The organism is Atlantibacter hermannii (assembly GCF_009907385.1).
Lineage (GTDB): Bacteria > Pseudomonadota > Gammaproteobacteria > Enterobacterales > Enterobacteriaceae > Atlantibacter > Atlantibacter hermannii_A.
In genome coordinates, this window is record NZ_JAAATR010000042.1 from 126,988 (window position 1) to 149,525 (window position 22,538).

Genomic DNA, 22,538 nt, shown 5'->3' on the forward strand with positions numbered 1-22,538 from the left:
TCATGAAAACGCGTCTCCCTCTTATCGTGCTGTTGAACATCGCCGGCCTTGCGCTGTTTTTTTCGTGGATGCTGCCGGCAAACCACGGATTCTGGTTCCCCATCGATTCCAGAATATTCCATTATTTCAACAATCTGCTGGTAGAGAGTCGCGCGTTTTTGTGGCTGGTGGCGATCACCAACAACCGCGCCTTTGACGGGTTTTCGCTGGTGGCGATGGGGTTGCTGATACTGTCGTACTGGCTGAAGCAGACGCCGTATGGCCGCCGCCAGATTGTCATTATGGGCGTGGTGATGTTGCTGACGGCGGTCGTGCTGAATCAGATTGGCCAACGGCTGCCGGTGCAGCGTCACAGCCCGACGCTGTTTTTCACCGATATCCATCGGGTGAGCGAGTTGCTCAACATCCCCACCAAAGACGCTTCGAAAGACAGTTTCCCGGGGGATCATGGGATGATGCTAATGATCTTTTGCGGATTTATGCTGCGCTATTTCGGCGCGCGGGCCTTTGCTATTTCCCTGGTTATTTTTGTGGTTTTTTCCCTGCCGCGAATGATGATTGGCGCGCACTGGTTTACCGATATATTCGTCGGGTCGTTATCCGTAATTTTAGTAGGGCTTCCATGGGTGCTATTAACGCCGCTAAGCGACAAAATAATCACGCTGCTGAACTATTATTTACCCGGTAAGAATAAACAGAGTCCGAATATTCAGTAATTGTTCACAATATAAACCGCCATGTGCTGCTTCAGCCTGTGGCGGTTTTTTATTGCATAACCGAATTTAGCTTAAATACTAAACACCCAATTTGTCATCAAAATGAAAAGGTTGCTTATTTTTAACGCATAAATGTTACGTAATTGTTTAAATATAAATTTTGTTTTTTAACATCACAATTTCTTATAAAAAATCGGATAAAAGCTCTCGCCATGCGTGTTTCGATCGGGTACTCTCGATTTCGCTTTGTTGGCAAACGGTTAAATAGTGGCTCATGAGTAATCTTAGTGTGCGTTAATCCACATTTTTGCACATCCGGAATTGTCTCATCCCGCCTCGCTAATTAGTCTCGTCACGTTTGGCATTTTTTATAACGATATTTGTCGTTAAGGACTTCAAGGGAAAATAAACAACATGGTCACATCTCAACCAATTGTGAGATATTTCTTGCGGGTAATCCCTGCGATTGCAGTTGCGGTACTGCTTTCAGCTTGTAGCTCCACCAACACCGCAAAGAACGTGCATTCTGAGACGCATGCAGTTGGCAGTAACGATAGTTTTTTACTGCAAGCCTCTCAGGATGAATTTGAACAGATGGTCCGTACAGTCGATATCAAATCGCGCTTAATGGACCAGTACGCAAGCTGGAAAGGCGTGCGCTATCGCCTCGGCGGCAGCACCCGTAGCGGCATTGATTGCTCCGGTTTTGTGCAGCGTACCTTCCGTGAACAATTTGGTTTAGAACTGCCGCGTTCAACTTACGAACAGCAGGAAATGGGTAAACATATTTCCCGCAACGGCTTACGCACCGGCGATCTGGTGCTGTTCCGCGCAGGCTCCACTGGCCGCCACGTCGGTATCTATATCGGCAACAACCAGTTCGTTCATGCGTCTACCAGCAGCGGCGTTGTGATTTCCAGCATGGATGAGCCCTACTGGAACAAGCGCTACAATGAAGCGCGGCGCGTACTGACCCGCACATAATCTTGTTGCCAGCTTCCCTTGGCTGTCCCAACAGATATCATTCAACAAAACGCTGCTTCGGCAGCGTTTTTGTTTGCCGCAAACACGGCGATCACACCTTTCACTAACCAGGTTATATTTTCAGGAAACACCCTCCACTTGCGACGATCACAGAGAGCCTCCCGGGATGAGAGCAGTCAATATCTTTGAGCGCTATCTGACGACGCCACGGAAAGTGATCATGACGAGCATCATGGTTGGCGTCGTCCTGGCGATAATGACTTCCGCGCTTTACGCCTTGTGGCTACACCACAAGCGCGAACAAGGCTATGACATACTGACTCAAGGCGTACAACGCTACGTGCGCGATTATTTTAACGATCTCGAAGCGGTTGCCGATACGCTCCAGCCGCTCACCCAGTCAGGATGTAATCTCGTCTCCGCTAAACTTACGTCCCGCGCGGCGTTTAATATCAACGTTCGCGCCTTCGTGCTGGTCAATAACGATACGGCCTACTGTTCATCGGCCACCGGCAGTATGTCGGAATCGATGGCCAAACTGGCCCCGGCCATCGATACCCATCAAAAGGTCGATTTAGACATCATGCCCGGTACGCCGATGATGCCAGGCAAACCGACTATCGCTATCTGGTATCAGAACCCTGCTGACGCGCAGCGCGGGATATTCACGACGTTGAATGTCAATCTGGCGCCCTATTTGCTGTTCACGTCGCGCCATCGCGATGCGGCAAGCGTGGCGCTGGTGATTGGCAATAAAGCCATTAGCACGGCGTCGCCCGGGGTTTATAACGTCGCCAGCCTGGCCTCTATGCCCTTGCGTATCGCCACCCTGCCAGATTATCCCATTAAGCTCTTTATTTACGGTAAAACCTGGTCACGGGAGGATATTGCGCTGTCGGCCCTGTCAGGGATTCTGACTGGCGCGCTCGGCGGATGCCTGTGCGGCTACCTGCTGTATGCCCGTCAGCGCTCCGGTAAGGAGATCCTGCAAGGCATACGCCGCAATCAGTTTTATATTGTCTGGCAACCGGTGGTGGAATCGCAAAATCTCACCATGACCGGCGCAGAAGTGCTGATGCGCTGGGAACACCCTACGGCGGGCGCTATCCCACCTGATGCGTTTATCAATTTTGCCGAAGCCCAACAGCTTATTGTCCCGCTGACCCGCCATCTGTTTAAGCTGATCGCCAGAGAGGCGCCGCTTTTGATGAATAGCCTGCCCAAGGGCGCGAAACTCGGCGTTAATATCGCGCCGGGGCATTTACATTCGCCGGGGTTTAAAGAGGATATACGCCAGTTCGCCGCTTCGCTGCCCGACGGCCACTTCCAGGTGGTTTTTGAAATTACCGAACGGGATATGATCCAGGAAAAAGAAGCGGTATCGCTGTTTGCGTGGCTGCACCAGCAGGGATTTGAGATCGCCGTGGACGATTTCGGCACCGGCCACAGCGCGCTAATCTACCTGGAGCGCTTTACCCTGGATTACCTGAAAATCGATCGCGGTTTCGTTAACGCCATTGGCACCGAAACGGTGACCTCGCCGGTGCTGGATGCGGTGATCACCCTCGCCCGCCGGTTAAACATGACGACCGTGGCCGAGGGGGTAGAAACCTGGGAACAGGCCAAATGGCTGCGCGATCGCGGGGTGAATTACCTGCAAGGATTTTTCTTTTCCCGTCCGGTACGCGTTGCCCAGCTTATCGACTGGCAGCGCCAGCGTTCAGATAAATAACCGACACCGCAAGATTGTCGGGACATTTATTTCACAATCTCGCGCCCCTCACTTATTATTCACAGACAACAGCTTAGCCCGGCGGCAGCGTCGGGATAACTACAGGATCACGCCATCGTATGCTTGCGCGCGCACTGATTTTACTGCTTAGCCTGATAAGCAGCGTGGGATACACACAAGATATCAAAGAGAGCTATTCGCTGGCGGTGCTGGGCGAACCGAAATACGCCGTGGATTTCACCCACTTTGACTACGTCGACCCCGCCGCGCCCAAGGGCGGCAATATCACGCTTTCCAGTATCGGCACCTTCGATAATTTTAACCGCTACGCCCTGCGCGGCAATGCGGCGGTACGCACGGAAAGCCTTTACGACGCGCTGTTTACCACTTCCGACGACGAACCGGCCAGTTACTATCCGCTGATTGCCGAGCGGGTACGCTATCCGGATAACTACGCCTGGGCGGAAGTCGAAATGAACCCTCGTGCCCGCTTTCACGACGGCAGCCCGATCACCGCCGAGGATGTCGCGTTCACGTTCTCAAAATTTATGACCGAAGGCGTGCCCCAGTTCCGGATTTATTACAAAGGCGCGACGGTCAAAGCCATCGCGCCGCTGACGGTGCGTATCGAACTCGCCACGCCGGGCAAAGAGAATTTGCTCGGGCTGTTTTCCCTGCCGGTGATGCCGAAAGCGTTCTGGAAAGATCATAAGCTGAGCGATCCGCTCTCCACCCCGCCACTGGCAAGCGGCCCGTATAAAATTACCGCCTGGAAAATGGGCCAGTACGTGACGTATTCGCGGGTAAAAGATTACTGGGGCGCAAATCTGCCGGTAAACCGCGGGCGCTGGAACTTCGACACTATCCGCTACGATTACTACCTCGACGATAACGTGGCGTTCGAGGCGTTTAAGGCGGGCGCGTTTGATTTCCGCAGCGAAGTCAGCGCAAAAAACTGGGCTACCCGTTACATCGGCAAAAACTTCGACAATAACTACATCGTCAAAGATGAGAAGAAAAGCGAGGCGGCCACCGATACCCGCTGGCTGGCATTCAACATCCAACGTCCCCAGTTTGCCGACCGCCGGGTGCGAGAGGCGATCACCCTGGCGTTTGATTTTGAATGGATGAACAAAGCGCTGTTCTATAACGCTTATAGCCGCGCCAACAGTTATTTCCAGAACACCGAATACGCCGCGCGCGATTATCCCAAAGCCGATGAGCTGGTGCTGTTAGCCCCGATGAAAGCCGACCTGCCGCCGGAGGTGTTCACCTCAATTTATCAGCCGCCGGTTTCCAGGGGCGACGGTTTCGACCGGGACAATCTGCTGAAAGCCATCGACCTGTTGAAACAGGCGGGCTGGGAGCTGAAAAACCAGAAGCTGGTGAACGTGAAAACCGGCCAGCCGTTCAGTTCTGAACTGCTGCTCTCCTCCGGCGGCAATAACCAGTGGGTGCTGCCGTTCCAGCATAATCTGGAACGCCTGGGCATCACGCTGAATATTCGCCAGGTGGATAACTCACAGATCACTAACCGGCTGCGCACCCGGGATTACGACATGATGCCGTCGCTGTGGCGCGCGATGCCGTGGCCGAGTTCCGACCTGCAAATCTCCTGGGCCTCGGAATACATCGATTCCACCTATAACGCGCCCGGCGTGAAAAGCCCGGTGGTGGATAAGCTGATCGCGCAGATTATGGCCAGTCAGGGCGATAAACAAAAGCTGCTGCCGCTGGGCCGCGCGCTGGACCGGGTCCTCACCTGGAATTTCTATATGCTACCCATGTGGTATATGTCCTCCGACCGTTACGCTTACTGGGATAAGTTTTCCCATCCGGCGGTAGCGCCCGTCTATTCCCTGGGTTTTGATACCTGGTGGTATGACGTTAACCGGGCGGAAAAACTGCCCGCCGCGCGGCGTTGAGGAGCGACGATGGGCGCTTATCTGATTCGTCGTCTGCTGCTGATTATCCCGACCCTGTGGGCGATCATCACGATTAACTTTTTTATCGTCCAGATCGCCCCCGGCGGACCGGTAGATCAGGCGATTTCCGCTATTCAGTTTGGCCGCGGCGGCGGAATACCCGGCGTCAGCGGCGAAGGGAGCGGCCTGAGCCATGCCCAGGCGGGTGTGCGCAATCCCGGCGACAGCCAGTATCGCGGCGCGCGTGGGTTAGATCCGGAAATTATCGACGAGATCACCAAACGCTACGGTTTTGATAAACCGCTGCATGAGCGCTATTTCACCATGCTGAAAGATTATGTGCGCTTCGATTTCGGCAATAGCCTGTTTCGCAGCGCCTCGGTACTGACGCTGATCCGCGACAGCCTGCCGGTCTCCATCACTCTTGGGCTCTGGAGCACGTTAATTATTTACCTGGTGTCGATACCTTTGGGCATCCGCAAGGCGGTGCGTAACGGCAGCGCGTTTGACGTCTGGAGCAGCGCGCTGATCATCGTCGGCTACGCCATTCCCGCCTTTCTGTTCGCCATCCTGCTGATTGTGCTGTTCGCGGGCGGCACCTGGTTCGATCTGTTCCCACTGCGCGGCCTGGTATCGGCTAACTTCGACAGCTTGCCCTGGTATAAGCAAATAACCGATTATCTGTGGCATATCACACTGCCGGTGCTGGCGACGGTGATTGGCGGGTTTGCGGCGTTAACCATGCTGACCAAAAACTCGTTTCTCGATGAGATCCGCAAGCAGTATGTGGTCACGGCCCGGGCTAAAGGGTTGGGCGAGAAACAGATCCTGCGTGGCCACGTGTTCCGCAACGCCATGCTGCTGGTGATCGCCGGTTTTCCGGCGGCGTTTATCAGCATGTTTTTTACCGGCTCGCTGCTGATTGAAGTGATGTTTTCCCTCAACGGGCTGGGGCTGTTGGGTTATGAAGCCACCGTGTCGCGGGATTATCCGGTGATGTTCGGCACGTTGTATATTTTTACGCTGATCGGCCTGCTGCTGAATATCCTTAGCGATATCACCTATACGCTGGTCGATCCGCGCATCGATTTTGAGGGACGCGGATGAGTCGCTTAAGCCCCGTAAACCAGGCGCGCTGGGCGCGATTTCGCCGCAACCGTCGGGGATTCTGGTCGCTGTGGATTTTCGCGGTGATTTTTGTATTGAGCCTGGCCTCTGAACTGATCGCCAACGATCGCCCGTTAGTGGTGCATTATCAGGATCGCTGGTTTTTCCCGGCGCTGGTTAACTACAGCGAAAGCGATTTTGGCGGCCCGCTGGCTACCCGGGCAAACTATCAGGATCCGTGGCTGGCACAGCGCATCGAACAGCATGGCTGGATACTGTGGGCGCCAATCCGCTTCGGCGCGAACACGATCAATTACGCGACCGATCTCCCCTTCCCTTCGCCGCCCTCGGCGCAAAACTGGCTGGGCACCGACGCCAACGGCGGCGATGTGCTGGCGCGTATTCTCTACGGTACCCGTATTTCGATTTTATTCGGCCTGATGCTGACGCTGTGCTCCAGCGTGATTGGCGTGACGGCAGGCGCGATCCAGGGCTATTACGGCGGTAAAGTCGATCTCTGGGGGCAGCGGTTTATCGAAGTCTGGTCGGGAATGCCGACGCTGTTTCTGATCATTTTGCTGTCCAGCGTGGTGCAACCCAACTTCTGGTGGCTGCTGGCGATCACCGTGATTTTCGGCTGGATGAGTCTGGTGGGCGTGGTGCGCGCTGAGTTTCTGCGCACCCGCAACTTTGACTATATCCGTGCGGCCCAGGCGCTGGGCGTCAACGATCGGGCCATCATGTGGCGGCATATGTTGCCCAACGCCATGGTGGCCACCCTGACCTTTTTGCCGTTTATTCTCTGCGGCTCGATCACCACATTGACCTCGCTGGATTTTCTTGGCTTCGGTCTGCCGCTGGGATCGCCGTCGCTCGGCGAACTGCTGTTGCAGGGCAAGAATAACTTACAGGCCCCGTGGCTTGGCATGACCGCTTTTTTCTCGCTGGCAATTTTGCTGTCACTGCTTATTTTTATCGGCGAAGCGGTGCGCGACGCCTTCGACCCCAGTAAGGTAGCGTAAGTATGACGTCTCCCCTGCTCTCCATCGACGGGCTCTCCATCGCCTTTCGTCAGAACAACGTTGAACGCCGGGTGGTGGACAATCTGTCGCTCAGCATCAACGCGGGCGAAACCCTGGCGCTGGTGGGTGAATCCGGTTCCGGCAAAAGCGTGACCGCGCTGTCGATTCTGCGCCTGCTGCCGACGCCGCCTGCGGTCTATCCCCAGGGCGATATTCTGTTTCAGGGGCAAACCCTGCTGCACGCCAGCGAAGCGCAACTGCGCAAAGTGCGCGGCAATAAAATCGCCATGATTTTTCAGGAACCCATGGTCTCGCTGAACCCGTTGCACACTCTCGAAAAACAGCTGTACGAAGTGCTGTCGCTGCATCGTGGGATGCGCCGCGAGCCGGCGCGGGCAGAAATACTCACCTGCCTGGAAAGGGTGGGTATTCGCCAGCCTGCCAGCCGGTTAAATGATTACCCGCACCAGCTTTCCGGCGGCGAGCGCCAGCGGGTGATGATCGCCATGGCGCTGCTGACCCGTCCGCAGTTACTGATTGCCGACGAACCCACCACGGCGCTGGATGTCACCGTGCAGGCGCAAATCCTGCAACTGCTGGATGAACTGAAGCGCGAGCTGAATATGGGTCTGCTGTTTATCACCCACAACCTGAATATCGTCAAAAGACTGGCGGATAATGTGGCGGTGATGCAGAACGGCCAGTGCGTGGAGCAAAACGCGACGCGTCCGCTGTTCAGCGAGCCGCGTCACCCTTACACCCAAAAGCTGCTGGCGTCTGAGCCGGAAGGCGATCCGGTCGCCCTTCCCGCCGACAGCCCGGTGCTGCTGCGGGTCGCGGATTTACAGGTCGCGTTTCCACTGCGGCGCGGGATTTTCCGCCGTACCGTGGGGCACCACTACGCGCTGCGTAACCTGAATTTTGAACTGCGGGCCGGTGAAAGCCTGGGTCTGGTGGGCGAATCCGGCTCCGGTAAAAGCACCACCGGCCTGGCGCTGCTGCGGCTGATCGCTTCTCAGGGCGAAATCTGGTTTGATGGGCAGCCGCTGCATCAGTGGAACCGCAAGCAAATGTTGCCGGTGCGCCATCGCATCCAGGTGGTGTTTCAGGATCCGAACTCGTCGCTCAATCCCCGTCTGGATGTGCTGCAAATTATTGAAGAGGGCTTGCGGGTCCATCATCCCGAATTGACCGCCCGGCAGCGCGAAGCCCGGGTGATGGCTGTGATGCAGGAAGTGGGGCTCGACCCGGAAACGCGTCATCGTTATCCGGCAGAGTTTTCCGGGGGCCAGCGTCAGCGCATCGCCATTGCCCGCGCCCTGATCCTGAAACCCGACCTGATGGTGCTGGATGAACCGACTTCGTCGCTCGACAGAACGGTTCAGGCGCAAATTCTGGCGCTGCTGAAGTCACTGCAGGCGAAGCACCGCCTGGCCTGGCTGTTTATCAGCCACGATCTGGAAGTGGTGCGTTCGCTGTGTCATCAGGTGGTGGTGTTGAAGCAGGGAGAAGTGGTCGAACAAGGGCCGTGCGGGCAGGTGTTTACCTCGCCGGCGGCGGAATATACCCGCCAGCTGCTTACGCTGCGCTGATCCTCAGAAGGGATTCTGGCCGGAAAAAGTCTCGGCAATGGCAACGCCAAAGTTTTTCAGACGGCAGGTGGCCGCGAATTCATCCTGCCGGTCGACGAACAGGCAAGGCTCGCCTTCGCACTCCAGCACCGCGCAATCCACTTCGATATCCGTTAACGCCTGGCTTAGCTTGTTCATCACCTGCCATGCGTTATCCACCGGGCTGAGCAGCTTCAGGCCCACCAGGCAATCGTCTTCGCTTTGCGCGCACTGCGGAATCGGTTCAACTTTTGAACCTGCGAAACCCGTCAGCCAACGATAGCTATTGGGCAAGCGGTGGACGATGGAAAGTTGTAACGTATTCATAATACTTCCCCAGCAAGAGCAAAAAATCACAATCACTTTACATACAGGTTAACACAATGTTGATGAAACGTAACATGATCAACATAGAAAACGGTTACACTGTTGCAAGCATTTCGGTTACTCATTCATCGGCAACCGTTTATTTTTGTGCGGTACTTCTCATTTCGGCGCTATATGTAACCTGTAACGCGATCTAACTCAACCTTTTTTGACTACAAAAAAATGACTTTTTAAGACCTTTACATTTACATTCGCGAAACAAATTGTACGGAGCCGGGGAATTTATTCGTTGATATGGATTAAGAAAGGGGTAGTTTTCCTACCCCCTGAGAGGCAGCTAACGGTGTCTTTTTGGACGGCTGGCGTAGAGGTAGAAGAGAATGGAACAGGTTGCGCAAAACGCGATAGAGCCAATCATCGGCCAGGCGGAATTAAAGGTGAACATTGAAAGCAGCGCGCCGGTAATCGCGCCAATGCCGAAGCGGAACGTCCCCGCCAGTGACGATGCCGTACCCGCCATATGCGGGAACTCATCCAGAATCACCGCCATGGCGTTAGAGGCCACCATGGAAATACAGCCAACAAACGCCGCCACGCCCAGTACCAGCGCCCAGAAACCGAAGTTAAACTGCGCGCTGATCACCATCCACACTGCCATCGCAAACTGAATGAATAATCCGGTGCGGAACATGCGCAGCGCCCCAATACGACGCACAAAGCGGCTGTTAACTATCGTCATCACAAACAGGAACACGATATTCAGGGCGAAGTAATAACCGAAATCCTGCGGCGAAACATGGTTGATCTCAATGTAGACGAACGGCCCGGCGCTCAGGAATGAGAACATCCCGGCGAAGCTGAAGCCGCTGGCGAGCATATAGCTAAGCACGCGCTTATGGCGAAACAGCGAGGCAAAGTTGCCCACCGTGGTACGGAAATGGAACTTCTGCCGCCGCTCTGCTGGAAGCGTTTCCGAAATCAGAAAGAATATCATCGCCGAAGCGATCAGCGCCGCCACCGCCAGGAGCCAGAAGATAGTATGCCAGCTGAACCATACCAGCACCGCCCCGCCTACCATTGGCGCCACCAGCGGCGCAATGGTAGTGACCAGCATGACAAACGACATCATGCGCGAGAACTCCTCTTTAGGATAGATATCGCGCATCAGGGCGTTAATCACCACGCTTGCCGCCGCAGCGGCCAGACCATGCAGAAAGCGCATGGCGATCAGTTGATCGATAGTCTGCGAGAGCGCGCAGGCGATCGCCGCCACCGCAAACACCAGCGTACCGCCGAGGATCACCGGCTTGCGGCCCAGGCTATCTGCCATCGGGCCGTAAAACAGCTGCCCCACCGCAAAGCCCAGAATATAGGTGCTGAGCGTCATCTGGGCGCTGCCGGCGGGCACGCCGAACTGCTGGGAAATTACCGGTAGCGCCGGCAAATACATATCGATAGACAGCGGCATCAGCATGGCTAACAAGCCAAGAATAACAACGATCCCCATCGAGGAATTTTGTCGGGTGGTCACTCCTCTCTCCTGCATTTAGCGTGACGGCAAGCCGACACTGGCAATTTCTTCGTCAGTTAGCGGGCGGTATTCGCCTGGCGCGAGATCGTCATCCAACGCAATCGCGCCAATGCGCTCGCGGTGCAGCTCGACCACATGGTTGCCCACCGCCGCGAACATGCGCTTCACCTGGTGGTAGCGGCCTTCACTGATGGTCAGACGCACGTCGGTAGGGGTGATCACTTCCAGCACCGCCGGTTTGGTGAGGTCTTTTTCGTTATGCAGTTGAACGCCCCTGGCGAACTGGTCAGCGGTATCGTCGGCTAGCGGCGATTCCAGCGTCACCCGATAGGTTTTCTCGCAATGATGGCGTGGCGACGTGATACGATGGGACCACTGGCCGTCATCGGTCAGCAGCACCAGGCCGGTGGTATCGATATCCAGACGCCCGGCGGCGTGCAGTTTGTGCGCCAGCGGTTCATCCAGGAAATAAAGAATAGTGGGATGATCCGGATCGTCGGTTGAGCAAACGTAGCCCTGGGGCTTGTTGAGCATAAAATAGCGCGGGCCGGTCTGCTGCACGAGGGAGTTGCCCTCATAGGCCACATCATGTTCGGGTTTCAGTTTGAACGCGCTGTCTCTGACCGGTTCGCCATCAACGGTCACCCGGCTGGCGCGGATCTCACGCCCGGCAATCGCGCGGCTGATGCCGAGCTGCTGGGCGATAAATTTATCAAGTCGCATTGAAATATTTTGCCTGTTTAACGCGGTCCAGCGTTGGCTGGTAAGGAAGAAATCATTAAGACCGGTCAGTATAGCGGGCTAATGGGCCTGCTCAAGATTAAAATGATGTTTCGCACGCTAATGAATTTGAAAAGCACTGAATGCTAACGCTACGTCCCTATCAGCGCGAGGCGGTAGACGCCACCCTCGCCCACTTTCGCAAATCCGCTGAACCCGCAGCGATCGTCCTGCCGACCGGCGCGGGAAAAAGCATCGTTATCGCCGAGCTGGCGCGGGTGGCGCGCGGGCGCGTGCTGGTGCTGGCCCACGTCAAAGAGCTGGTGGAGCAGAACCACGCCAAATATTGCGCCCTCGGCCTGGAGGCGGATATTTACTCCGCCGGGCTGAAGCGTAAGCAGAGCCAGGCCAAAGTGGTGTTCGGCAGCGTACAGTCGGTGGCGCGTAATCTCGATGCGTTTCAGGGGGCGTTCTCGTTGTTGATTGTTGATGAATGCCACCGCATCAGCGACGATGACGACAGCCAGTATCAGCAGATTTTGCGTCATCTGCGCCAGAGCAATCCGCGCCTGTGCCTGCTGGGACTTACCGCCACGCCGTTCCGGCTCGGCAAAGGCTGGATTTATCAGTACCACTATCATGGCATGGTGCGCGGCGACCAGAACGCGCTGTTTCGCGACTGCATCTATGAGCTGCCGTTGCGCTACATGATTAAGCATGGCTACCTTACCCCGCCGGAGCGGCTGGATATGCCGGTGGTGCAGTATGACTTCAGCCGCCTTCAGCCGCAGTCGAACGGCATTTTCAACGAGGCGGACCTCAACCTCGAACTGAAAAAACAGCGCCGCATCACTCCGCATATCATCAGCCAGATTGTCGATTTCGCCGCCGCCCGCATGGGGGTAATGATTTTCGCCGCCACGGTTGAACATGCCAGAGAAATCACCGGCCTGCTGCCTGCTGGCGAGGCGGCGCTGATCACCGGCGAAACGCCCGGCCCGGAGCGCGATGCGCTGATTAATGATTTCAAAGCGCGCCGCTTTCGCTATCTGGTGAATGTGTCGGTACTTACTACCGGTTTCGATGCGCCTCATGTGGACGCGATCGCCATTCTGCGCCCTACCGAGTCGGTGAGTTTGTATCAGCAGATCGTCGGACGCGGGCTACGGCTGTACGAGGGCAAAACCGACTGCTTAATTCTCGATTACGCCGGGAACCCTCACGATCTGTTTACTCCGGAAGTGGGCGCGGCAAAAAAAGGCTCGGATAACGTGCCGGTGCAGGTGTTCTGCCCGGCCTGCGGCTTCGCCAACACCTTCTGGGGGAAAACCACCGCTGACGGCACGCTGGTCGAACATTTTGGTCGCCGCTGCCAGGGCGTGCTGGAGGATGACGAGGGCAATCGCGAGCAGTGCGATTATCGATTCCGCTTTAAAAACTGCCCGCAGTGCAATGCGGAAAATGATATCGCCGCCCGCCGCTGCCATGAATGCGATACCGTGCTGGTCGACCCGGACGATATGCTGAAAGCGGCGTTGAAGCTGAAAGACGCGCTGGTGCTGCGCTGTAGCGGAATGCAGTTGCAAAGCGGCAGCGACGCGAAGGGCGAATGGCTCAGGGTTACCTATTACGATGAAGACGGTGCGGACGTGAGTGAGCGCTTCAGACTGCATACGCCCGCCCAGCGCACCGCCTTTGAGCATCTGTTTTTACGCCCCCATACTCGTACTCCCGGCGTACCGCTGCGCTGGATCACCGCGGCGGATATCGCGGCCCAGCACGCGCTGCTGCGCCATCCGGATTTTGTGGTCGCGCGGATGAAAGATCGCTTCTGGCAGGTGCGGGAGAAGGTATTCGACTATCAGGGGCGCTACCGCCGCGCCAACGAATTACGGGGTTAACGGCGGTTTTCATTGAAGCCGGGGGCGGTTATGGCTATAATCCCGCCCGCTTTTGCATCCGCAAAGCAGATAATCTGCCTGTCGCTGGGTCGCCTGCGACAGGATTTAAAGAAGAGAAAAGTTAATGTTTACTATCAACGCAGAAGTACGTAAAGAGCAGGGTAAGGGTGCGAGCCGCCGCCTGCGCACAGCTAACAAATTCCCGGCCATCATTTATGGCGGTAATGAAGCTGCTATTTCCGTCGAACTGGATCACGACCAGGTTATGAACATGCAGGCTAAGCCTGAGTTCTACAGCGAAGTGCTGACTATCGCTGTTGACGGTAAAGAAGTAAAAGTTAAAGTGCAGGCTGTACAGCGTCACGCTTACAAGCCGAAACTGCAACACATCGACTTCGTTCGCGCGTAATTGCCGACCTGGTCTGAAAAAACGCCGCGTAATGCGGCGTTTTTTTTGGCTTTAATAACGCCTTATTTACCGGACGTACGGCGCTGAAGCTGGTCGCGCAGATTTGGCGGAGTGCCCTTGATGGTCAGCGTGTCGGTGGCCGGATCCCAGAAAATACGCTCGCCCAGCAGCATGGCGTCGAAATTAATCGTCAGCCCACCGCCGCTACCGGCATATTTGGTTAACTGGCGCAGCGTACTGCGATCCGCCGGAAAACTCTCTTCCAGCTCGTAGCCCTGTTCGGCGGTAAAGGCCTCGAAGCTCACTTCGCTGACGCCGGACAGCTCTTTCGACAGCGAGGCCAGCTCAATTTCTTCCCCCGCCTGTAGCTGCTCGTTACAGTAGCTGTAAACCTGCTGACGCACGTTCTGGCGCTCGGCTTTATCCAGCTGCGCCTCTGCCGTATAGTCATCCACCGCCTGCAATAGCCCGCGGTTTTGCGCTTTGGCGTTGAGACCTTCGCTGGCGCCAAGGAAATCCATAAAGAAATCGGCAACCTTGCGCCCTACCCGCCCTTTCAGAAACGTCAGGTAGCGGGTCGATTCCGGGTTGGTTTCCCACTCGGTCAGATCGATGCGCGCCACGATGTCGGCGTGATTGATATCCAGATAGTGGGTTGAGCTGATATCCAGATTTTCATTAACCCGCATGCTGCTGAGATTGTTCAGCACCGCCACCAGCAGATATTCCACCGCCAGGTAGCGGTAGTGGCAAAACAGTACAATACCGCCGTCGGCAAACGGGTATTTCGCCAGTTCATCGCGCAGACGCCCGGTAGCGGCGCGGCTAAAGCCCAGGAAATCCTCTTCGCCCTGACGGCACAGGCGCAGCGACTGCGCCAGCTCGCTCTCTTCGGTAAACAAACCGTAGGCTTTGTTTTTCGCGCTGTATACGCGATGCAGCTCCGCCATCATCTCTTCCACGGCAGCGTTCGGCTCCAGTAGCGAATCCCGAAGCACCAGCTCCAGGTTCTGCTCATCGCGCTTAATTAACTGGTGTATTGCAATCTGGTCGATATCCAGACTCATGATAAACTCTCCTTTTAGACCGGGCGGTATTCAACCACTGACCGACGTCCGCTGCAACTCTGATAAAAATGGGGAAATATTGCCGTTGCTACGGTAATATATCGGACTTTCTCGAACTTAACTGACGTAGATTTATGCCACAACTCTCCCGCTATAGTGATGAACGCGTAGAAGCGCTGCTTACAGAAATGGTGAACGTGCTGGAAAAGCATAAGGCGCCGACCGACCTGTCTTTGATGGTGCTCGGCAATATGGTGACCAACCTTATCAATACCAGCATCAGCCCGTCCCAGCGCCAGGCGCTTGCTCACTCGTTTGCCGAGGCGCTAAAGTCTTCGGTTCGTGAAGACGACGCGCACTAAGGAACACAGTTAATACGTTATGGTGACTAACCGTCAGCGCTACCGTGAAAAAGTCTCCCAGATGATCAGCTGGGGACACTGGTTTGCCCTGTTTAATATTCTGATGGCCATGGTCGTCGGTAGCCGCTATCTGTTTGTCGCCGACTGGCCCACCACTCTGGTGGGACGCGTTTACTCCTATGTCAGCCTGGTCGGACACTTTAGTTTTCTGGTGTTCGCCAGCTACCTGCTGATCCTGTTCCCGCTGACCTTCATTGTGATGTCGCAGCGGCTAATGCGCTTTATCTCCGCCATTCTGGCGACCACCGGCCTGACGCTACTGCTGATCGACAGCGAAGTGTTTACGCGCTTCCACCTGCACCTCAATCCGGTGGTGTGGGAGCTGGTGATCAACCCTGACCAGAGCGAAATGGCCCGCGACTGGCAACTGATGTTTATCAGCGTGCCGGTGATTTTACTGATTGAAATGCTGTTTGCGACCTGGAGCTGGCAGAAATTGCGCAGCCTCTCGCGTCGTCGGCATTATGCGCGTCCGGTGGCGATTTTCTTCTTCGTGTCGTTTATCGTCACCCACGTGGCGTACATCTGGGCCGATGCCAATTTCTACCGTCCGATCACCATGCAGCGTGCCAACCTGCCGCTCTCGTATCCGATGACCGCACGACGCTTTCTTGAGAAGCATGGCCTGCTGGATGCGGCGGAATATCAGCGCCGCCTGGTGGAGCAAGGCAATCCGGAAGCGGTGTCGGTGCAGTATCCGCTTAGCGAACTGCGTTACCGCGATTTAGGCGCGGGCCACAACGTTCTGTTGATCACCGTCGATGGCCTGAATTATTCGCGCTTTGAGCAGCAGATGCCTGCGCTGGCGCAGTTCGCCGCGCAGAACATTAACTTTACCCAGCATATGAGTTCCGGCAACGCCACCGACAACGGCATTTTTGGCCTGTTCTACGGCATCTCGCCGGCGTATATGGATGGGGTCTTGTCAGCACGTATTCCTGCGGCGCTGATCACGGCGCTGAACCAGCAAGGCTACCAGTTGGGCCTGTTCGCCTCTGACGGGTTCAATAGCTCGCTGTACCGCCAGGCGCTGCTGTCTGATTTCTCGCTGCCCGCGGCGCAGAACCAGACAGATGAACAAACCGCCTCGCGCTGGATCAACTGGCTGAATCAATATGCTTCCGAGGATAACCGCTGGTTCTCCTGGGTGGCGCTGAACGGCACAAACCTGCCTGCAGAGACGCAGCAAAACGATTTCGCGCGTCGATATAGCCGCGCTGCTGGCGGCGTGGATACGCAAATTCAGCGGATCCTGGCCTCGCTGCAAAGCAAGGGCAAGCTGGAAAATACCGTCGTGATCGTCACAGCAGGACACGGTGTGCCGCTGGATGAAGAACGCGACAGCTTTGACTGGTCGCGTTCGCATCTGCAGGTGCCGCTGGTGGTTCACTGGCCGGGTACGCCTGCCCAGCGCGTCGGCAAGCTCACCGATCATCAGGACGTGATGACGACCCTGATGCAGCGTCTGCTGCATGTACGCACCAGCGCCAATGAGTATTCTCAGGGGGAGGATCTGTTTGCGCCAGCGCGTAAAAATAACTGGGTGGTCAGCGCGGATCCCCTGACGCTGGCGATTACTACGCCAGAACAGACGGTGGTGCTGGAAAACAGCGGTAAGTATCAGATTTATAATCCAGCCGGCGAAAAAGTGAAGGAAACCAAACCGCAGTTAGGGCTGCTGCTGCAGGTATTGACCGACGAAAAACGGTTTATCGCTAACTGATTGATTAATTATAAATCACTCGGTAAACCTGCCCTTGCAATCAGCGTGGAAACAGGTAGTATTAGCGACCACAAATCGGCACGTAGCGCAGCCTGGTAGCGCACTGTCATGGGGTGTCAGGGGTCGGAGGTTCAAATCCTCTCGTGCCGACCAAAATTCCCTAAAAAACCAACCCATTGCGGTTGGTTTTTTTTTGCCTGCGATTTGGCAATTATACTTCCCTTAAACACGGGAGGTGACGATGTGTGGACGTTTCGCCCAGGCACAAACGCGTGAAGCTTATCTCAGCCAGCTTGCTGAAGCGTTAGAACGCGATATTCCTTACGATCCTGAACCCATAGGCCGCTACAACGTCGCGCCCGGCACTAAAGTGCTGCTGCTTAACGAGCGCGAGGCGCAACTGCATCTTGATCCCGTCCACTGGGGCTACGCGCCGGGCTGGTGGAATAAAGCGCCGCTGATCAATGCGCGCGTGGAAACTGCCGCCTCCAGCCGCATGTTCAAACCGCTGTGGCAGCATGGTCGGGCGATTGTTTTTGCCGACGGCTGGTTTGAATGGAAAAAAGCAGGCGATAAAAAGCAGCCGTATTTTATTTATCGCCAGGACGGGAAACCGCTGTTTTTCGCCGCCATTGGCAGTACCCCGTTTGAGCGCGGCGATGAAAACGAAGGTTTTCTCATCGTTACCGCCGCCGCGGACAAGGGCCTGATTGATATTCACGACCGACGCCCGCTGGTGCTGACGCCCGACGCGGCGCTGGCCTGGATGAGCCAGGATATCGGCGGCAAAGAAGCCGGGGAGATTGCCAAAGACGGCGCGGTTCCGGCCGGCGATTTTAGCTGGCATCCGGTGACGCGCAGCGTCGGGAATATCAGAAATCAGGGAGCGGAGTTGATCGCGCCGCTGGAGGAATAGCGCTATTTATGGCTCCAGTACGCCATAAAGTTCACGCAGGCCCGGTCGAGATGACGTTCGCCGGTGAGATAGCGGCGCAGATTTTTTACGGTGGACGACTCCCCGGCAACCCAGGCGTAGAACGGTTTTTTACCTTCGGCACGCTCCCAGATTTCGTCCTCCAGCAGACTGCTCGAGGCCAGCGACTGCGACTGACACTGCGCCCATGCCGGAATATCTACTGTCGCTTTTACCTCGTCCAGCAGTGCGTCGCCATAGCGATCGGACTCGCGCGCAATCCAGTGTACGCGAGCAAAACCAAACGCGCTGACATCGTGAATGTCTTCTTTATGCGGCACTTCGATAAACGCCTGCACCGCAGGCGGATGCGCGGATTTCGCCAGTTGTTCAAGAATGCCCAGGGCGGCAGGCAGCGCGGTTTCGTCGGCGATCAGCAACACCTGATTGATATTGTCAGGCGGCACCCACTCGTAGCCGCCGCTGTCGCCGTCAAACGCCGCATCAGGCGCAACCACCAGCAGCCGCTCGCCAGGGCAGGCGTGAGTGGCCCAGCGAGATGCCGGACCGTTTTCCCCGTGCAAAACAAATTCAACGTCCATTTCCCGCGCGTCGCGGCGCAACGCCCGCAGCGTATAGGTGCGCATTACTGGCCGGATTTCTTTCGGCAGAGCCAGATAATCCTGATACCCGTTATCCCCCTCCCCTAATCCCTGCGGAAACACGCCATTCTCGCTGAACAGCAGTTTGATGCGCTGGTCCGGCGCTTCGTGCTTCATCTGCGTGACCTGCTCGCCGGTAAACACGCAGCGCAGCAGCGATGGCGTGATCTGATGACGAGATTTCAGCGTGAGGTCAAAGAGTCGATAGCTGGCGGCCATAGCGATGGATCCTTGCAGAATGGATGAGTGGGCTGATAACCCCTCAATAAATAAGGAGATACTGATAAATATTTGCAAGCAAATATTGCAAAAACGCTTGTCTTTGTAAATGTAATAAATATCATTATGAGAATAATTACCAATACAAAAAATCTGCAACTGCTTGTGCTGCGTCTTTTATCGGGGCAAGGCACGTAACGTAATGGAATAACAACTGATGATAGCCAACCGCCGTAACCGCTGGGTGCTGAACCCCGTGCTGCTTGCCCTGCTTTCTACTCCTGCTTTCGCTGCTGAGACCACAGACGATACCCTGGTGGTGTCCGCCAACCGCGCGCATCGCAGCGCCACCGATATGGCGCAAACCACCTGGGTCATTGAAAAGCAGGAAATCGAACAACAGTTGCAGGGCGGCAAAGAGATCAAAGAGATCCTCGCCCAGCTCATTCCGGGGATGGACGTCAGCAGCCAGGGCCGCACCAACTACGGCATGAATATGCGCGGACGTTCGATGATGGTGATGGTGGACGGCGTGCGTCTCAATTCATCGCGTACCGACAGCCGCCAGCTGGATGCCATCGATCCGTTTAATATCGATCGCATCGAGGTCATTTCCGGCGCGACGTCACTCTACGGCGGCGGCAGTACCGGCGGATTGATTAATATCGTCACCAAAAAAGGCCAGCCGGAGCAGGAAGTCGAGCTACAGCTGGGCGGCAAAAGCGGCTTTAACAGCCATAACGATCATGATGAAAACGTTGCGGCGGCGGTGAGCGGCGGTAACGATAACGCATCGGGCCGCATGTCCGTTTCGTACCAGCGTTTTGGCGGCTGGTATGACGGTAACGGCGATGAAGTCATTATCGATAATACCCAGACCGGCTTACAGTATTCCGACCGTCTGGACGTGATGGGCACCGGGACGATCAATATCAATGACACCCAGCAGCTCCAGCTCACCACCCAGTACTACAAAAGCCAGGCGGATGGCGATCACGGTCTGTATCTGGGCCGCAACTTCTCCGCCGTTACCGGCCAGGGCAACGCGTATAACGCCAGCAATCTCGATTCCGATCGAATCCCGGCCACCGAACGTCACTTAATCAATCTGCAATATTCCAATACTGATTTCTGGGGCCAGGATTTGGTGGCGCAGATTTATTATCGTGACGAATCGCTGACCTTTTATCCGTTCCCGACGCTGGGCCGTACCGGCGTCACCAGCATTGGCGCTTCCCAGCAGAAAACCGATTTTTACGGCGGCAAGCTGACGCTTAACAGCACGCTGTTCGATAGCCTGAACCTGACCTACGGCGTGGATGCCGAGCATGAAACTTTCGACGCCAACCAGCAGTTCTTCGACCTGGCGAAAGCCCAGCAGTCCGGCGGGATGACGCTGGATAACAGCTACAACGTGGGGCGTTATCCGGGCTACAGCATCACCAACCTCGCGCCGTTCCTGCAAACCAGCTATGACATCAACGACATCTTCACCCTGAGCGGCGGCGTGCGCTACCAGCACACGGAAAACAAAGTGGATGATTTTGTCGGCTACGCCCAGCAGCAGGCGATCGCCACCGGCGCGGCCACGTCCGCAGACGCGGTGCCGGGCGGCAAAACCGACTATAACAACTTCCTGTTTAACGCCGGTCTGCTGGCGCACCTGACCGAACGCCAGCAAACCTGGTTTAACTTCTCCCAGGGTTTTGAAATCCCGGATCTGGCCAAATATTACGGTTCCGGCACTTACCGTCTCAATAACGGTCATTACCAGCTGCTGAACAGCGTTAACGTAAACGACTCGACGCTGGACGGCATCAAAGTGAATGCCTATGAGCTCGGCTGGCGTTATACCGGAGACAATCTGCGTACCCAACTGGCGGCCTACTATTCCCTGTCCGACAAAACGATTTCCATCAACAAAACCGATATGACCATCAATCTCGACGATGACAAACGTCGCATTTACGGTCTTGAAGGCGCGGTGGATTACTTCTTTGCCGACAGCGACTGGAGCACCGGCGCGACCTTTAACGTGATCAAGTCGGAAACCAAACAGGACGGCAAGTGGGAAAAACTCACCGTTGACGCCGCCAGCCCGTCGAAAGCCACCGCGTATGTGGGCTGGGCGCCGGGCGACTGGAGCCTGCGCGTGCAGACCCAGCAAACCTTTGACCTGACCGACAGTACCGGGAAGAAAATCGAGGGTTATAACACCATTGATGTGCTGAGCAGCTATAACCTGCCGGTGGGTAAAGTAAGCTTCAGCGTCGAGAACCTGCTGGATGAAGACTACACCACCACCTGGGGGCAGCGCGCGCCGGGGCTGTATAGCCCGACATACGGTGCCGCCGATCTGTATACCTATAAAGGCCGTGGACGGACCTTTGGCGTGAACTACTCGGTACTGTTCTAAAACAAAAGGGAGCCGCGAAGGCTCCCTTTTGCTATCCGCAACGCTTACTGCGTCATACTCAAAATCGTGCGGATATTGCGCGCGCTGGTGGCGATAATATCAATCGCCCCGGTGCGTAACGCGCCCATAATCGACATCGCTTTGGTGTTCTCCGAGGCAATAGCTATCACACAGGGGATCTGGCGCAGTTCTTCCACGCTCAGTCCAATAACCCGGTCGTCCATGACGGTATTAACGTGTTTGCCCTGGGCGTTGAAGAAGTCATACCCCGCGATATCCCCGGTCACGCCCTGGTGCAGACTGGCGTCGTTAATTTCCTGCGGGGTGAACCAGCCCAGCTTCACCATATAGCTGTTCTCGTTCATATCGCCGATACCCACCAGCGCGATGTCCGCTTTGCGGGCGCGATCGAGGGTCTCTTTGATGGTGCCGTTGCGCATCAGCGCGGCTTTCAGTTCCGGGTTTTCCACATAGGCGGGCGCGTACAGCGACTCGCTGCTGCCGCCGTATTTTTTCGCCAGCAGGCGGCTGATGTGGTCGGCGTTGATCACGTCGCCGGTGCGGTGCGTGCCGCCGATCCCGCAGATAAAGCGGCAATCTTTGGCCTGAATCGGGCTGGTGTATTCCGCCACCGCCGCCACGTTGCGGCCCTGACCGACGGTCACCACCATATTGTCGCGCAGATTATTCGCGAGATAGCCGGATACCAGGGCAGCCACCTGGCGACGCTGTTCGTCTTCATCATTATGGTCGAGGGCAATCAACGCGCGGCTTATCGGGAAGCGCTCCTGCATTTGCTTTTCAAGCTGGGTGCTGAACACCGGGTGGTAGCGAACATTGATTTCAACAATGCCCTCTTCTTTGGCGCGCTTAAGCAGGCGTCCAACTTTAATGCGGGAAAAACCAAAACGATTCGCGATCTCTTCCTGAGTCACCTCATCGCAGTAGTACGCAATAGCGATCTCGGTGAGTAGTTCAAAATCCTGGCTCTGGCTGGATTTGTCCATGCGAGGCGCGTTCTCCATTGAGGGGGAAGTGATTAATTCTATTACGATAGCCGCAAATTGTACCAAATTTTAAACATTATGCCGAAAACGATGCTCTGCCGCGTAAGTCGCGGCAGAGCCTGTTG

General features: G+C 55.8%; 19 protein-coding genes and 1 tRNA gene. 14 read left to right on the plus strand and 6 right to left on the minus strand.

Annotated features, from left to right (window positions below):
* The first annotated feature begins 2 nt into the window (after positions 1-2).
* The 7 genes from GV764_RS12400 (at position 3) to yejF (ending at position 9,078) form a co-directional block, all read left to right on the plus strand.
* Positions 3-716, plus strand: coding sequence for a phosphatase PAP2 family protein (locus GV764_RS12400; RefSeq protein ID WP_161660420.1), 714 nt, complete (start codon positions 3-5; stop codon positions 714-716).
* A gap of 414 nt (positions 717-1,130) precedes the next feature.
* Positions 1,131-1,700, plus strand: coding sequence for a bifunctional murein DD-endopeptidase/murein LD-carboxypeptidase (mepS, locus tag GV764_RS12405; protein WP_161660421.1), 570 nt, complete (start codon positions 1,131-1,133; stop codon positions 1,698-1,700).
* A gap of 166 nt (positions 1,701-1,866) precedes the next feature.
* Entirely contained in the window at positions 1,867-3,432 is a 1,566-nt protein-coding gene (locus tag GV764_RS12410; protein ID WP_161660422.1) for a cyclic di-GMP phosphodiesterase, read from the plus strand.
* Positions 3,433-3,551: 119 nt separating this feature from the next.
* Positions 3,552-5,357, plus strand: a complete 1,806-nt coding sequence (locus tag GV764_RS12415; RefSeq protein ID WP_161660423.1) for an extracellular solute-binding protein — start codon at positions 3,552-3,554, stop codon at positions 5,355-5,357.
* A gap of 9 nt (positions 5,358-5,366) precedes the next feature.
* Complete coding sequence (locus GV764_RS12420) at positions 5,367-6,464, plus strand: microcin C ABC transporter permease YejB (RefSeq protein ID WP_161660424.1); 1,098 nt, start codon at positions 5,367-5,369, stop codon at positions 6,462-6,464.
* Complete coding sequence (locus GV764_RS12425) at positions 6,461-7,486, plus strand: microcin C ABC transporter permease (RefSeq protein WP_161660425.1); 1,026 nt, start codon at positions 6,461-6,463, stop codon at positions 7,484-7,486. The genes GV764_RS12420 and GV764_RS12425 overlap by 4 nt, the downstream gene beginning before the upstream one ends.
* Before the next feature lie 2 nt (positions 7,487-7,488).
* The gene (gene yejF, locus GV764_RS12430; RefSeq protein ID WP_161660426.1) at positions 7,489-9,078 is read left to right on the plus strand and encodes a microcin C ABC transporter ATP-binding protein YejF; all 1,590 of its coding nucleotides are present in this window, start codon (positions 7,489-7,491) and stop codon (positions 9,076-9,078) included.
* A 3-nt stretch (positions 9,079-9,081) separates the two neighbouring features.
* Here the strand turns inward: yejF and GV764_RS12435 are convergent, their stop codons facing one another.
* The 3 genes from GV764_RS12435 to rsuA all read right to left on the minus strand — a co-directional run bounded on the left by GV764_RS12435 (position 9,082) and on the right by rsuA (position 11,677).
* Positions 9,082-9,423, minus strand: coding sequence for a YejG family protein (locus GV764_RS12435; protein WP_125291609.1), 342 nt, complete (start codon positions 9,421-9,423; stop codon positions 9,082-9,084).
* A 337-nt stretch (positions 9,424-9,760) separates the two neighbouring features.
* Positions 9,761-10,954, minus strand: coding sequence for a Bcr/CflA family multidrug efflux MFS transporter (locus tag GV764_RS12440; protein WP_161660427.1), 1,194 nt, complete (start codon positions 10,952-10,954; stop codon positions 9,761-9,763).
* Positions 10,955-10,969: 15 nt separating this feature from the next.
* On the minus strand, positions 10,970-11,677 hold the full coding sequence (gene rsuA / locus GV764_RS12445; protein WP_161660428.1) for a 16S rRNA pseudouridine(516) synthase RsuA: 708 nt from the start codon (positions 11,675-11,677) through the stop codon (positions 10,970-10,972).
* Positions 11,678-11,817: 140 nt separating this feature from the next.
* On the opposite strand from rsuA, the gene radD reads away from it, so the two are divergent.
* Complete coding sequence (gene radD, locus GV764_RS12450; protein WP_161660429.1) at positions 11,818-13,575, plus strand: DNA repair helicase RadD; 1,758 nt, start codon at positions 11,818-11,820, stop codon at positions 13,573-13,575.
* Positions 13,576-13,699: 124 nt separating this feature from the next.
* Positions 13,700-13,984: a 50S ribosomal protein L25 gene (gene rplY / locus GV764_RS12455; RefSeq protein ID WP_161660430.1), complete on the plus strand. Its 285-nt coding sequence runs from the start codon at positions 13,700-13,702 to the stop codon at positions 13,982-13,984.
* Between the two features lie 62 nt (positions 13,985-14,046).
* On the opposite strand, the gene yejK is transcribed toward rplY, so the two are convergent.
* Complete coding sequence (gene yejK, locus GV764_RS12460) at positions 14,047-15,051, minus strand: nucleoid-associated protein YejK (protein ID WP_161660431.1); 1,005 nt, start codon at positions 15,049-15,051, stop codon at positions 14,047-14,049.
* A 134-nt stretch (positions 15,052-15,185) separates the two neighbouring features.
* On the opposite strand from yejK, the gene GV764_RS12465 reads away from it, so the two are divergent.
* From GV764_RS12465 to GV764_RS12480, 4 genes are all read left to right on the plus strand, one after another.
* Positions 15,186-15,413, plus strand: coding sequence for a YejL family protein (locus GV764_RS12465; protein WP_125291603.1), 228 nt, complete (start codon positions 15,186-15,188; stop codon positions 15,411-15,413).
* Positions 15,414-15,432: 19 nt separating this feature from the next.
* Positions 15,433-17,196 carry an LPS biosynthesis-modulating metalloenzyme YejM gene (yejM, locus tag GV764_RS12470; protein WP_161660432.1) on the plus strand — a complete coding sequence of 588 codons (1,764 nt, stop codon included), beginning with the start codon at positions 15,433-15,435 and terminating at the stop codon, positions 17,194-17,196.
* 76 nt (positions 17,197-17,272) lie between these two features.
* Positions 17,273-17,349: transfer RNA gene (locus GV764_RS12475), tRNA-Pro, on the plus strand.
* Between the two features lie 88 nt (positions 17,350-17,437).
* Positions 17,438-18,112, plus strand: a complete 675-nt coding sequence (locus tag GV764_RS12480; protein WP_161660433.1) for an SOS response-associated peptidase — start codon at positions 17,438-17,440, stop codon at positions 18,110-18,112.
* Between the two features lie 2 nt (positions 18,113-18,114).
* Here GV764_RS12480 and GV764_RS12485 read toward each other — a convergent pair whose 3' ends face one another.
* The gene (locus GV764_RS12485) at positions 18,115-18,990 is read right to left on the minus strand and encodes a siderophore-interacting protein (RefSeq protein WP_161660434.1); all 876 of its coding nucleotides are present in this window, start codon (positions 18,988-18,990) and stop codon (positions 18,115-18,117) included.
* A gap of 217 nt (positions 18,991-19,207) precedes the next feature.
* Here GV764_RS12485 and GV764_RS12490 point away from each other — a divergent pair, with 217 nt between their 5' ends.
* On the plus strand, positions 19,208-21,406 hold the full coding sequence (locus tag GV764_RS12490) for a TonB-dependent siderophore receptor (protein ID WP_161660435.1): 2,199 nt from the start codon (positions 19,208-19,210) through the stop codon (positions 21,404-21,406).
* Positions 21,407-21,450: 44 nt separating this feature from the next.
* Here GV764_RS12490 and GV764_RS12495 read toward each other — a convergent pair whose 3' ends face one another.
* Positions 21,451-22,413 carry a sugar-binding transcriptional regulator gene (locus tag GV764_RS12495; protein ID WP_125291598.1) on the minus strand — a complete coding sequence of 321 codons (963 nt, stop codon included), beginning with the start codon at positions 22,411-22,413 and terminating at the stop codon, positions 21,451-21,453.
* Positions 22,414-22,538 lie beyond the last annotated feature (125 nt).

Coding starts and splice junctions, on each gene's coding strand:
- GV764_RS12410 (WP_161660422.1), top strand. CDS start 1,867: ATGAGAGCAGTCAATATCTTTGAGCGCTATCTGACGACGCCACGGAAA.
- GV764_RS12485 (WP_161660434.1), bottom strand. CDS start 18,990: ATGGCCGCCAGCTATCGACTCTTTGACCTCACGCTGAAATCTCGTCAT.
- GV764_RS12425 (WP_161660425.1), top strand. CDS start 6,461: ATGAGTCGCTTAAGCCCCGTAAACCAGGCGCGCTGGGCGCGATTTCGC.
- GV764_RS12490 (WP_161660435.1), top strand. CDS start 19,208: ATGATAGCCAACCGCCGTAACCGCTGGGTGCTGAACCCCGTGCTGCTT.
- GV764_RS12480 (WP_161660433.1), top strand. CDS start 17,438: ATGTGTGGACGTTTCGCCCAGGCACAAACGCGTGAAGCTTATCTCAGC.
- GV764_RS12465 (WP_125291603.1), top strand. CDS start 15,186: ATGCCACAACTCTCCCGCTATAGTGATGAACGCGTAGAAGCGCTGCTT.
- rplY (WP_161660430.1), top strand. CDS start 13,700: ATGTTTACTATCAACGCAGAAGTACGTAAAGAGCAGGGTAAGGGTGCG.
- GV764_RS12420 (WP_161660424.1), top strand. CDS start 5,367: ATGGGCGCTTATCTGATTCGTCGTCTGCTGCTGATTATCCCGACCCTG.
- yejK (WP_161660431.1), bottom strand. CDS start 15,051: ATGAGTCTGGATATCGACCAGATTGCAATACACCAGTTAATTAAGCGC.
- rsuA (WP_161660428.1), bottom strand. CDS start 11,677: ATGCGACTTGATAAATTTATCGCCCAGCAGCTCGGCATCAGCCGCGCG.
- GV764_RS12415 (WP_161660423.1), top strand. CDS start 3,552: ATGCTTGCGCGCGCACTGATTTTACTGCTTAGCCTGATAAGCAGCGTG.
- yejM (WP_161660432.1), top strand. CDS start 15,433: ATGGTGACTAACCGTCAGCGCTACCGTGAAAAAGTCTCCCAGATGATC.
- GV764_RS12495 (WP_125291598.1), bottom strand. CDS start 22,413: ATGGACAAATCCAGCCAGAGCCAGGATTTTGAACTACTCACCGAGATC.
- radD (WP_161660429.1), top strand. CDS start 11,818: ATGCTAACGCTACGTCCCTATCAGCGCGAGGCGGTAGACGCCACCCTC.
- yejF (WP_161660426.1), top strand. CDS start 7,489: ATGACGTCTCCCCTGCTCTCCATCGACGGGCTCTCCATCGCCTTTCGT.
- GV764_RS12435 (WP_125291609.1), bottom strand. CDS start 9,423: ATGAATACGTTACAACTTTCCATCGTCCACCGCTTGCCCAATAGCTAT.
- GV764_RS12400 (WP_161660420.1), top strand. CDS start 3: ATGAAAACGCGTCTCCCTCTTATCGTGCTGTTGAACATCGCCGGCCTT.
- mepS (WP_161660421.1), top strand. CDS start 1,131: ATGGTCACATCTCAACCAATTGTGAGATATTTCTTGCGGGTAATCCCT.